At 67.0% G+C, this 12,189-nt stretch carries 9 protein-coding genes; 5 read left to right on the plus strand and 4 right to left on the minus strand.

Annotation, left to right across the window (positions count from 1 at the left end; translation table 11 throughout):
* Positions 1–10 precede the first annotated feature (10 nt).
* The 3 genes from GIW81_RS14800 (at position 11) to GIW81_RS14810 (ending at position 5,041) form a co-directional block, all read left to right on the plus strand.
* A complete protein-coding gene (locus tag GIW81_RS14800) occupies positions 11–3,046 on the plus strand; it encodes a tetratricopeptide repeat protein (RefSeq protein ID WP_154740134.1) in 3,036 nt (1,011 codons plus the stop codon).
* A 217-nt stretch (positions 3,047–3,263) separates the two neighbouring features.
* Positions 3,264–4,193, plus strand: a complete 930-nt coding sequence (locus GIW81_RS14805; protein WP_154740135.1) for a sulfite exporter TauE/SafE family protein — start codon at positions 3,264–3,266, stop codon at positions 4,191–4,193.
* Complete coding sequence (locus tag GIW81_RS14810; protein ID WP_154740136.1) at positions 4,193–5,041, plus strand: TIGR02186 family protein; 849 nt, start codon at positions 4,193–4,195, stop codon at positions 5,039–5,041. Before GIW81_RS14805 ends, GIW81_RS14810 begins: the two co-directional genes overlap by 1 nt.
* A gap of 4 nt (positions 5,042–5,045) precedes the next feature.
* Here the strand turns inward: GIW81_RS14810 and pdeM are convergent, their stop codons facing one another.
* Together pdeM and GIW81_RS14820 are read right to left on the minus strand one after the other, a co-directional pair.
* Complete coding sequence (gene pdeM, locus GIW81_RS14815) at positions 5,046–5,768, minus strand: ligase-associated DNA damage response endonuclease PdeM (protein ID WP_154740137.1); 723 nt, start codon at positions 5,766–5,768, stop codon at positions 5,046–5,048.
* On the minus strand, positions 5,756–8,332 hold the full coding sequence (locus GIW81_RS14820) for a ligase-associated DNA damage response DEXH box helicase (protein ID WP_154740138.1): 2,577 nt from the start codon (positions 8,330–8,332) through the stop codon (positions 5,756–5,758). The genes pdeM and GIW81_RS14820 overlap by 13 nt, the downstream gene beginning before the upstream one ends.
* Before the next feature lie 112 nt (positions 8,333–8,444).
* Here GIW81_RS14820 and GIW81_RS14825 point away from each other — a divergent pair, with 112 nt between their 5' ends.
* The gene (locus tag GIW81_RS14825) at positions 8,445–8,744 is read left to right on the plus strand and encodes a DUF6460 domain-containing protein (protein ID WP_154740139.1); all 300 of its coding nucleotides are present in this window, start codon (positions 8,445–8,447) and stop codon (positions 8,742–8,744) included.
* Here the strand turns inward: GIW81_RS14825 and GIW81_RS14830 are convergent.
* Positions 8,741–9,823: a quinone-dependent dihydroorotate dehydrogenase gene (locus GIW81_RS14830; RefSeq protein WP_407658207.1), complete on the minus strand. Its 1,083-nt coding sequence runs from the start codon at positions 9,821–9,823 to the stop codon at positions 8,741–8,743. The genes GIW81_RS14825 and GIW81_RS14830 overlap by 4 nt on opposite strands.
* A complete protein-coding gene (locus GIW81_RS14835) occupies positions 9,820–10,182 on the minus strand; it encodes a DUF952 domain-containing protein (RefSeq protein ID WP_154740141.1) in 363 nt (120 codons plus the stop codon). The genes GIW81_RS14830 and GIW81_RS14835 overlap by 4 nt, the downstream gene beginning before the upstream one ends.
* Positions 10,183–10,424: 242 nt before the next feature.
* On the opposite strand from GIW81_RS14835, the gene GIW81_RS14840 reads away from it, so the two are divergent.
* Positions 10,425–12,182, plus strand: a complete 1,758-nt coding sequence (locus GIW81_RS14840) for a DUF262 domain-containing protein (protein WP_154740142.1) — start codon at positions 10,425–10,427, stop codon at positions 12,180–12,182.
* The last annotated feature ends 7 nt before the right edge of the window (positions 12,183–12,189 follow it).

Genomic DNA, 12,189 nt, shown 5'->3' on the forward strand with positions numbered 1-12,189 from the left:
AGGGATTGAGATGTCTAACCAAGCCTACAACGAAAACTATGGCGCACGCGTCGGTGCCGCGTCCATGGCTTCGCAAGAACCGTCCCAGGATCGCATGCTCGACCAGATGCGCGACCGGCTCGCTTCGCTGAGCGACGAGGCGCGGTCCATCAGGGCGCAGGTGCCATACGAGTTCGAGCCGGACGTCGAGCGCATCCAGCAGCAGATGCAACGCTTGGGCGAGCGGCTCTCGGATCTGAGCCGCGGCGCGCTGGTGCCATACAACCCGGCGCAGCGGCTGAATGAGACCCGCACCAAAGCCATCCGCTACGTGACGGAAGAAGACGTGCGCGTGGCGCGTGTGCGTCCGACCGACATCATCGCCCTCGGCGGTCCGCATGGCCGCCCGGCTGGCGCCGAAAGCATGGAAGTGTGGGACGATGCCGCCGCGAATGCGCTCGCCCAGCTCTACGAGTCGGGTGAGGCCTACGCCGCGTCGGTGCGCGAGCAGACCCGCGCCGGCAGCATCCGTCCGCCGGCTCAGTCATCGGTCCCGGCCCGCACCGCGCAGGCGGTCTACGCAGCGTCATCCTCTGTCGCCTTCAGCTCGCAGGAGCCGCAGCGCGGCTGCGCGATGGACACGAACTACCTCGACCAGCGCTTTGCCGACATTGCGGCGCGCATCGAGCAGTCGCTCGCCCAGATTCGTCCCGAGAACGCTCTCGCCTCGCTCGGGCGCCGCTTCGACCAGCTCGAGACGCAGCTCAATTCGGTCCTCGGCCACGTCGCGACGCGCGCCGATCTCGACGAGCTGCGCATTGCCGAAGGCCAGATCGAGGAGATCGCCGGGCAGCTCGCGCAGTTCCGCCGCCAGCTTGCCCGCCTCGACGTGATCGACGCGCATCTCGGCACGTTGACGGAACAGCTCTCCGACGAGCGCCTGACGCGCCTGTTCAACGAGGGAGTGCAGGTCACCGCCGACGTCGGCCGCCTCGACGCCATCGACGCGCAACTGCGCATGATCGCCGTGCAGCTTTCCGACGAGCGCCTGACGGGCCTTGTCACGCGCTCTACCTCGCGCGACTACGAGGACCTCGCCGAGGCTGCCGCGCAGCGCGCCGCCGCGAGCTTTGCCGATACCGAGTACCGCGGGCGCGACTTCGGCGAAATGCGCGGCATGCTCGAGAACCTGATCAACGAGCGCCGCAACAGCGACGAGAACAACGCCAGCATGCTGGAGACGATGCAGCAGGCGATCATTCGCGTGCTGGATCGCATCGATGCGCTGGAGATGATGCAGAGCGCTTCGGCGAGCGCGCCCGCGCCGGCTCAATACATTCCGTCGCACCGCGCGGCGTCGTTGTACATGGGCGCCCCGGTCGAGCCTGCCGCCCCGATGCCTTTCGAGCATCCGGCGCAGTCGATCCCGGCGATGCCGGCTTCGATCGACGACCTGGTGCCTGCTTCGGCCACCGTCTACGCGGAAATGGCGCAAGCCGACACCGACCATTCGGACTTCATGCCGATCGAGGACGCCGTCGAGGCCAATCTGCGCGCCTTCCGCGAGGCCGCCGAGGCCGACCAGGCACCGCCGCGGGTCCCCTATACCACCGCCAGCTTCGACCTCGACGCAGCCTTCTCGCGTTCCCGGGATGCGGAGGCCGAGAGCTTCGGCGAGCCGCAGCCCAAGCGGTCGATGGAAGTGCTGCGCCACGATTTCATTGCCGATGCGCATCGCGCCAAGCTGAAGGCCGCAAGCCGCCCCGATACGGCAGGGGCCGACAGCGACGTGCGTGTCGGCCAGCTGTCGGCCGGGCCGCGCGATGCGGCGGCGAAGCCGCGTCGTCGCTCGATCTTCAGCTTTCGCTCGCAGCGTGTGGCGATGAGCTTGCTGGTGCTGCTCGCGGCGATACCGGCGGCCATCTTCTTCATGCCGCGCACCGCGCCGCAGATCGACGCCATCCCCGCGGCGGCGACCATCGCACCGGCTGCTCCCGCGGCTGTCGACGACGCTGCGCCGATGATCCACGACGCAGCGCCGACGATGAATGATGCGCCGATGATGCCGGAGGTTGCCCCGCCGGCCGCCGCGCCGCCGCCCAAGCAGACGAAGCAGGTCGTCCCGCCCCTCGAGAAGGGCGAGTACGAGGACGTGAACGCCGACGGCGTACCGGTCGACACCGCGTCGCTGCCCGACGGCATCACCATGCAGGACAACGACGCGTCCGGCCAGCAGCTCGCGCAGGCCAGCGAACAGCAGCGCATGGCCTATCTTTCCGGCCAGCTCGGCGCTGTCGCGGCCAAGGTCACGCCGGCCGCGTTGATGGAAGAGCACATTCTGAAGCGCAACGGCGGAGCCGCCGCCGCTACGGCGACGGATGCCGATTTCTCCCCGGCGAACGACGGCTCGAAGCTGCCGCCAGCGACGGTCGGCCCGTTCTCGCTGCGCATCGCCGCCGCGAAGGGCGACGCCTCCGCACAGTTCGAGGTCGCCTCGCGCCTCGCCGAGGGCAAGGGCCTGGACCAGGACCTGAAGGACGCCGCGATCTGGTATCAGCGCTCCGCCGCCAACGGCTTCGCCATGGCGCAGTTCCGGCTCGGCACGCTTTATGAGCGCGGGCTGGGCGTGAAGGTCGATGCGCAACGCGCCAAGGTCTGGTACGAGCGCGCCGCGGCCCAGGGCAACGTCAAGGCGATGCACAATCTCGCGGTGCTGGCCGCCTCGACCGGTCCGAAGGGCGACTATGAGGCCGCGGCCCGCTGGTTCCAGGCGGCGGCCGACTTCGGCCTCGCCGACAGCCAGTACAATCTCGCCGTGCTGCACGAGAACGGCATGGGCGTCGGCAAGGATCTCCAGCAGGCCTACAAGTGGCTGCTGCTCGCCGCCAAGTCAGGCGACAAGGACGCCACCGGACGGCTCACGGCGCTGAAGCCGAAGCTTTCCGAAGGCGATGTCGCTTCCGCCGAGGCGCAGGCGCAGGAATGGCACCCGAAGCGGATGGACGGCCTCGCCAACGATGCACGCGTCGCGGGCCAGGTGTGGAAGGACACCAGCCGCCGCGGCTGAGCCGTACAATCGTCGGGAAGATTTGAGCGCGCCGCGGGCAATCGTGGCGCGCTTTCGCTTTCGGGTACGCCAAATTTTACTTAGCTCGCATATGGTACGTGTGGCCGGCGGCTCTTTCCTTGACACGGCGTAGGGGGCGGAGCATCAGGCGGCTGTCTGCCGCCGCGCAGCGCCGATTGTCAGGCGCGCTCCCGAGGTTCGTCCGCTAGCGAAACTGATGAACATCTACCTGCCCATCGCCGAGATGTCCGTCAATGTAGCGCTCTTCCTCGGCATGGGCTGCGCCGTCGGCTTTCTGTCCGGGCTGTTCGGCGTGGGCGGCGGGTTCCTGCTTACGCCGCTCTTGATCTTCATGGGCGTGCCCGCCCCCGTCGCCGTCGGCACCGGCTCGATGCAGATCCTCGCCTCGTCGGTCTCCGGCGCCATGGCCCAGTACCGCCGCAACAACGTCGACGTGAAGCTCGGCGCGGTGCTGGTCGCCGGCGGTATTGTTGGATCGGTCATCGGCGTGGCGCTGATGAAAATTTTGCGGCAGGCCGGCCAGTTCGACCTGTTCGTGTCGCTGAGCTATGTCACCTTCCTCGGCGCGGTCGGGGCGCTGATGCTGATCGAGAGCGTCGGCAGCATTCAGAAGACGCGGTCGGGCAAGCCGGTGTCGGCCCGCAAGACGCGCCAGCACAGCTGGGTGCACGGCCTACCCTTCAAGATGCGGTTCCATCGTTCGAAGCTCTACATCAGCGCCGTGCCGGCGGCGATGATCGGCGCCTTCGTCGGCTTCATGGCGGCGATCATGGGTGTCGGCGGCGGCTTCGTCATGGTGCCCGCCATGATCTACCTGTTGCGCGTGCCGACCAGCGTCGTCATCGGCACGTCGCTGTTCCAGATCGTCTTCGTCATGGCGGTGACGACGCTCCTGCAAGCCATGGAGAACAAGGCGGTCGACGTGGTGCTGGCCTTGCTGCTCATCGTCGGCGGCGTGATCGGCGCCCAATTCGGCGCGGCCGCTGGTGGCCGTCTCAAGGGCGAGCAATTGCGCTTCATGCTGGCGGCGCTGGTGCTGCTGGTCTGCCTGCGCATCGGCTGGGACCTGATGGTTAGGCCGACCGAGATCTACTCGATCGGTCCGCTGATCGGGGGAGGCATCTGATGCTCCGCCTTCTGCTGCCTGTATTCTTGCTTCTCGCGTGCGCGCTGCCAGCAGCCGCGCAGGGTCCGGCCGCGCCGCGCTCCGTGCCGCGCCCCACGTTTGCGCCGACGCCGTCCGTCCCCCAAGAAAAAGTCGAGGCCGATATCTCGACGCGGACGCTCGAAGTGACGACCGGATTCACCGGTCACGAGATCATCGTCTTCGGCAGCGTCGACAACAGCCAGGCGCCGCGGGAGCAATACGCGGGCTATTACGACGTCGTCGTCGTGGTCGAAGGCACCCCGTTCCCGATTGTCGTTCGGCGCAAGAGCGACGTCGCCGGCGTGTGGGTCAACACGTCCTCGGTTACCTTCGGATCGGTGCCGAGCTACTACGCCATCGCCTCGACGCGTCCGATCGAGCAGGTCGCCGGCCCCGGCGTCCTCGAGCGGCACGCCATCGGGTTGCAGCACATCAAGATGACCCCCTCCGGCGCGGCGCGCAGCGGCTTCAAGGATTACGAGGTCGCGGCCTTCCGGTCGGCAGTCATTCGCCTGAAGAAGAAGGACAACCTGTACGTCCTCGCGCCAAATGGCGTGGAGTTCGTCGGACGCAGCCTGTTCCGCAGCACCATCGCGCTGCCGGCCAACGTTCCCGTGGGCCCGCTGGTAGCCCGCACCTACTTGTTCCGCAATGGCGAGGTGGTGAGTGCGCACATCGCCCGCGTCACCCTGCACCGGACCGGCATCGAATGGCTCGTGCACAACTTCGCGTTCGTCTACCCGATGAGCTATGGCCTGATCGCGGTTCTGATCGCCGTCGGTTGCGGGTTGATCGCCTCGGCGTACTTCCGCCGGCAGACGGCGTAGCCGATCAGTCTTCTTTCAAGAGCCGCGTCGCGACGGGATAGAGCCCCTCCTGGCCGAGCATCCACACGTGCATGCCGTCGTTGCCGAACAGAGGCTCGAACGGATCGGTGAGGATGTTGAGCCCCCCGGTGTATGTCCCGAACGCTGGAAGCACCAGGCGGTGCCCGTTCCCGACGAAGCAGGGCCGGCGCAGCGTGTAGCCGTGCATCGATAATTTCGCCGCCGGGTGCAGGTGGCCGGCGATCTCGTGCGTGACGTGCCCCGGCCGCGGCTCATGACGCAGCACGATCCCTTCGACCTCGATCTCGGCGACGACGCTGCCACCAAGCCGCTCGCCAACCTTGGGGTCGTGGTTTCCCGTGACCCAGATCCACTCCCGATCGTCCTGCATGATGTGCAGGATCTCGAGCTCCTCGAGCCCGATGCGGCCCGACGCATCGATGTCGTGGAGGCTGTCGCCGAGAGCGATTACGGTGCCGGCATCATAGCGGTCGATGGCGGTCGCCAGCTTTTGCAGCGTCTCGCGGGTGTCGTAGGGCGGAACGAGCTGGCCGCGCTTCGCCAGAGACGAGCCCTTCTCGAGGTGCAGGTCGGCGACGATCAGCGCGTCTTCGCTCGGCCAGTAGAGGGCGCCGGACATGTCGGCGCGAAACAGTTTGCCGCAAACTGAGATCGCCTGTTCCTGGAAGTCGTCGAAGGCGAGGCGCTCAGGTTTCAGCTCGAGCATTGCGTCTCCTCTAGCGTCGTGCGCGGCGCCATTTCGGCGGCGGCCTCGCGCAGCAGCTCCTCGCGCGCGAAGCCGGCAACCGCCTCCTTGCCGATCTCGAGGAGGATCGGCACAGAAAGCGGCGATACCCTGTCCAACGGTTGATGCCTGATTCTACCGTCGATGCGGCGTAGAAAATCCCCGAGTCGCGCGATGTCCAGCAGGCCTGTGGCCGCGTCGGTCCACGCCGCTTCGAGCAAAATGTGGTGCGGATCGTGGCGGCGCAGCACGTCGTAGATGAGATTGGTCGACAGCGCGACCTGACGTCCGGTCTTTTCCCGCCCCGCCGAGCGGCGCTCGACGAGCCCGCCGATCAGCGCCACCTGGCGGAACGTCCGCTTCATCAAGTTCGATTCTGCCAGCCACGCATCGAGATCGTCGCCCAGCATGTCCTGCGCGAACAGATCCGCAAGGTCGAGCCGGCCCTCGGTGACGAGCGCCGAGAGATCGCCCAACCCCCACAGCGCCATACCGTAGTCGTTCGCCACGAAGCCGAGCGGTGAGGCGCCGGCGCGATCGAGGCGCCGGGTGAGCAGCATGCCGAGGGTCTGGTGGGCGAGGCGTCCCTCGAAAGGATAGGCGACCAGGTAATTCAAGTTGCGGCGCGCGAACGTCTCGACCAACAGCTCGTCGCGGCCAGGGATGGCCGAGCGCTCGCGCTGCATCTCGAGCCAGTATTCGACGTTCGGCGGCAGGCGTCCCCATTGATCCGCATCGGCCAGCATCGTCCGCACGCGCTCGGCCAAGTGCGTCGAGAGCGGGAACTTGCCACTGTTGTAGCTGGGGATGATGGGATCGCGGGCGCTCGCACGGGTGACGAAGGCTTCGTTCTCGCTCATGCCTTCGAAACGCAGGACCTCTCCGGCCAGCACGAAGGCGTCGCCGGGACGCAGCTGCTCGATGAAATATTCATCGACCTCGCCCATGACACGCCCGCCAATGAGCGGCTTGCGCGACGTGGTGCGCCGCCCGACGAGGCGCACCTTGATCAGCGGCGCGGCGACGATCGTTCCCGCGTTCATTCGATAGGCCTGCACGAAGCGGGGATGGGTGATGCGCACTTTGCCGTCCGAAGTCGTCTTCAGCTTGGCGTAGCGCTCGTAGTTCTTGAGCGCATATCCGCCGTCGGTGACGAAACCGAGCACGCGATCGAACGTGGATCGCGTCAGCGTCGCGTAGGGAGCGGCGGACGTTACTTCGGCGTAGAGGGCGTCGGGGTGGAAGCTCCCGGTGCAGGCCGTGCCGAGAATGTGCTGCGCCAGCACGTCGAGCGCCCCCCGGCGCGAGAAGGTCACGTCCTGCTCGCCCGCCTCGGCTGCATCGACGGCCGCACGGCACTCGAGGACCTCGAAGCGGTTGCCCGGCACGAGCATCGCTCGCGAGGGCTCGTCGAGCCGATGGTTGGAGCGGCCGATACGCTGGATGAAGCGGCTTGCGCCTTTCGGCGCGCCGACATGGATGACGAGATCAACGTCGCCCCAGTCGATGCCGAGGTCGAGCGTCGATGTGGCGACCACCGCGCGCAACGTGCCGGCGGCCATCGCCGCCTCGACCTTGCGCCGCTGCGTGGCGTCGAGCGATCCGTGGTGCAGGGCGATCGGCAGTCCCAGCTCGTTGACCCGCCACAGGTCCTGGAACAAAAGCTCCGCCTGCATGCGCGTGTTGACGAACAGCAGGCTGAGGTGGTGCGCTTCGATGGCGTCGTAGATCTCGCCGATCGCATAGCGGCTGGTGTGGCCGACGGCGGGCATCGTCTCGTTGAGCTCGAGGATGTCAATGTGCGGTTTGGCGCCGCCGCCGACGAGCACGAGGTCGGCAAGGTCGATCTGCGCGGCCGGGTCCGGCTGCGGCACGAGATAGGCGCGCAGCTCGGTCGGGCGCGCGACCGTCGCCGACAGCCCGACCGTGCGCAGTCCGGGTGCGAGCGTCCGCAGGCGCGCGAGGTCGAGCGCCAGCAGGTCGCCCCGCTTGGTCGCCGCCAGCGCGTGCGCTTCATCGAGGATGACAGTATCGAGCGCGCCGAACAGGTCGGCGCTATCGGGATGGCTGAGCAGCAGCGTCAGCTGCTCCGGGGTCGTCATCAGGATGTCGGGTGGCGTACGTCGCTGCCGGGCACGGCGTGCGACCGAGGTATCGCCCGTGCGGGTCTCCGTGCGGACGGGGAGCTGCATCTCCGAGATCGGCGCCGTCAAATTGCGCGCCACGTCCGCCGCAAGGGCCTTGAGCGGCGAGATATAGAGAGTGTGCAGGGTGCGCCGGCCGTTGGCACGCCCGCGCGACGTCAAGTCTACGAGACTGGGCAGGAAACCGGCGAGCGTCTTGCCGGCGCCGGTGGGGGCAATAAGAAGGGTCGAGCGGCGCTGGTGCGCGGCCTCGATCAGTGCGAGCTGGTGTGGCCGCGGGGCCCAGCCACGGGCAGCGAACCAGGATGCGAACGGTTCCGGCAGCGTCGGGACGGCTGGCACTTGCGCCCGCTTCCGCGGAAGCCGGACACCGGCGCCGGTGATCGGTTTGGCGATGCTCATCTCGCCTACGCAACGCTCCACTGTCGAAACGCCCCCGCAACTATGCTAAGGGCGATACCCGATATAGGGCGGCCACCATGGGTCCGCCACCGCTGGCTGGGAGAACGATCGGATGGACCGCAACACTTTCCTTGGCGGCAGCGTGCTGGGCGTCATCGTCCGCCTCCTGGTGCTCTCCCTCGTCGTCGGCGTCATACTCTCCGTCTTGGGTATCACACCGGAGAATATCTTCGACAGAATCAACGTGATGCTGCGGCGGATCTACGACCTCGGCTTCGGCGCGATCGAGTCCGTGCTCGGCTACGTCATTCTCGGGGCCATGGTCGTGGTGCCGATCTGGTTCATCTCGCGCCTGATCAAGGCCACGCGCGGTCCCGACGTACCGCCGCCGCCGCGGGGCGGATCGGTCTAGTCGATCGACTGGGCCGCCCATTGCGCGGAACGGCGGCCGACAAGGTCAGAAAGGCTGCGTGCACCGGCGCGCCGCATACCCGTGGCCAACTCCTCCTTAATGCGCGCAATCAGGCCAGGCCCTTCGTAGACGAGGCCGGTATAGAGCTGCACCAAAGTCGCCCCAGCCTCGATCTTGGCGAGCGCACTGGCACCTGAGTCGATCCCGCCAATGCCGATGAGAGGGATTTTTCCCGAGGTCGCCTCGTAGACGCGTGCGAGCATCACGGTGGAGCGGTGGAACAGCGGGCGACCGGACAGGCCGCCGGTCTCGCGTGCACTCGGATCCGACAATCCCTTGCGCGACAGCGTCGTATTCGAAACGGCGATGCCGTCGACGCTCGCGGCGGCGAGTGGCGCGATGACCTGCGGCAGCATCTGCTCGTCGATGTCGGGGGCGAGCTTGACGACGATCGGACGGCGCGGCTTGCCGGCGTCGACGTGCTTGGCGCGCGCGGTCATGAGGCGACCGAGCAGAGCCTCGAGCGCGGCGGGATCCTGAAGGTCGCGCAGGCCAGGCGTATTTGGTGACGAGATGTTGATCGTGAAGTAGCTCGCGACACCATAGAATGTGTCGAGGCCGCGGACGTAGTCATCGACGCGGTCCGTTGCGTCTTTGTTGGCGCCGATGTTGACGCCGACGACGCCCGTTTGCGTGCGCTGCTGAAGGCGGCGCAGCGCCGCTGCGTGTCCGCCGTTGTTGAATCCGAGCCGATTGATGACGGCGTGGTCGCGCTTAAGGCGGAACACGCGCGGCGTAGGATTGCCGGGTTGCGGCAGTGGCGTCACCGTGCCGATCTCCGCAAATCCGCAGCCAAGGCCGAGTATGGCGTCGGGGACGCGCGCGTCCTTGTCGAAACCTGCTGCGATGCCAATGGGGTTAGGTAGCGCAAGCCCGCAAAATTGCACGCTTTGCGCGGGATCTGCATCCGCGGCAGCAGGATAAACGCCGAGTTCCAGCGATCGCAGCGTCACCTCGTGGGCCTGCTCGGGCGGCAGCAGCGCCAGCGCGCGGGGTGCAAGATCGAACAGCTGCCTCAGCATGTTGCGAGATCCTCCGGCAGCATGGGGATGCCGTCTTTTCCCGGGTGCAGCGTGCGGACCGCCATCGCATGGCTGGTCGGAAGGCCGGCGTAGTGATGCGGGAAGAGTTGTCCTCCGCGCGAGACTTCCCATCGCAGCGCCTCGCCGAGCGCACGCGTCTCGAACTGGATCAGCACGAGATCGTCTTGGCCGCGGAAGTGCTTGGCAAGTGTGCCGGCGAGCTGCTCGCACAACGACAAGTGGATATAGCCGTCGCGTACGTCGTCCGCCGAACCTTCATAGGTTCCGGCGCGACATGCTGCATCCCACGCGGCGCGCGGCGCGACCTTGTAGACGAATTGGTGAGGCGTGGTCATCGCTTGACCGACAAAGTTCCGCGCGCGGAAAATAATTCACGTGTGTGGCGCGTCGCATCCGCGCGCGGCGCTGCGCCACGCGCCTGTCGCACGCGATCAACACCCCACGAACGTCGTTTGCCGGAAAGGTGCTTTTCTAAGATGGAAGCTGTCGCGGCGGGTGTAGTCATGATACCTTCATGTAACTGGCGCCCGCGGCTCGTTCCCGGCGCTTGCGATCGCCAAAACGCAAAAGAAGATCAATGTTCCCCGGTCTCCCTACAGCGTCTCTGACCCTAACGCATCTATTCTCCGCGCCCTTCCACTTTTCCGTGCCCGGCTACCAGCGTCCCTACTCGTGGACGACGGCCGAGGCGGGGCAACTTCTGGAAGACGTCCTCGGTGCGGCTGGGCTCGGCCAGACGGGGGCGGAGGAGCCCGACTACTTCCTCGGCACCATCCTGCTGCTCGATGGCACGGGCGGCGATCTGCCGAAGCCGAAGTCGCGCGAGCGCGAGCCGCGCTTTTTCGAGATCATCGACGGGCAACAGCGACTGGTCACGCTCGCCATGCTGGCGGGAGTGTTGCGCGACCTCGGCACGGAGCGGTGGCTGTGGGGCTCGCGCAACCGGCTCGACTATCTGATCGCCGCCGATGCCGCTGCGGTTAAGCAGCTCGGCCGGAAGTATCGCATCGAGGTCAGCGCGCGCGAGCAGTCCTTCCTCGAGACCTACGCGCAGACGCGGGGCGGCAGCCTGACGGCGCCGACGATCGAGGTTTTGAGCGAGGCCGAGGAACGGCTGCTCAAGGTGCGCGATCATTTCGTGCGCGAGCTGTCGTCGCTCGACGAGGCCGACCGGCGGCGCCTGACCGACTACCTTTGCGACCAGTGCCACTTTGTCGTTGTTCTGACGCGCGACATCGACCGGGCGCACCGGCTGTTCACGGTGCTCAACGAGCGTGGCCGCGCCCTGCAGCGCAACGACATCCTCAAGGCGGAGCTCTTGAAGAGCATTCCGGAGGATCGCGCCGCCGCAGCGCTCGATAAGTGGGACAGCGCGGCCGGGCTCCTCGGCGCGAACTTCGAGACGTTCTTCAGCCACGTGTTCGCCATCTACGGCCGCGGCGACACCAAGATCATCGCCGGCGTGCGCCGTACGATCCGCGAGGTCGGCGGCGCCGAGGCGTTCTTGAACCAGGTCGTCGAGCCGCTATCGAAGGCCTACCACACGGTCTTGAGTGCGGCAGACGTCAATCTCAGTATCGATCCCGAGGCGCGCCGCTACCTCGTCTATCTCGGACGGCTTCCCGAGGGCGACTGGGCGCCGGCGGCCATCCTGGCGGTCCACCAGTACGCCGACGATCCCAAGCGCGCGACGATGCTGCTTAAGGAGATCGACCGGCTCGTGCACCTCCTGCGCATGCTTTGCCTCGGCGCCGGCAAGCGGGCGCGCCGGCTCGCCAACGCCGTGCAGCTCATCAAGGCACACGCGGCGCTGCGACCCGGCGACGGGCCGTTCGCTCTGACGCGCGAGGAAGTCCGCAACATCAGCTATCACCTGCGCTCGATGTACCGGCGCGACGCGCAAGTGTGCAAGCAGCTGCTCCTGCGGCTCAACGACGAGCTGACGCGCAGCGCCACGATCCTCGACCCAAAAGACTACAGCGTCGAGCACGTGCTGCCGCAGCGTCCAGGCGCGACGAGCGAATGGCGGCGTTGGTTCGCCGACGGCGAGGAGCGCGAGATCTGCACGGAAAGCCTCGGCAATCTCGTTGCCGTGACGCAGAAGCAGAACGACCGGGCGCGCAACCAGGAATTCTATCGCAAGCGGGAGATCTACCGCGGGATGGACGACGATCCGCCGGTCCTCGCGATTACCCGCGACGTCGTCGAATGCAACGTGTGGCGGGCGGGCGATATCCGCGCCCGCGAGGCGAAGCTGCTCGCCCTGATGCGCGAGATCTGGGGCATCGACATTGCCGCCATGCAGGGGCACGGCACGCGCAGCGACGTCGCCTGACACACCG

This window comes from Hyphomicrobium album (assembly GCF_009708035.1).
GTDB classification, from domain to species: Bacteria; Pseudomonadota; Alphaproteobacteria; order Rhizobiales; family Hyphomicrobiaceae; genus Hyphomicrobium_A; species Hyphomicrobium_A album.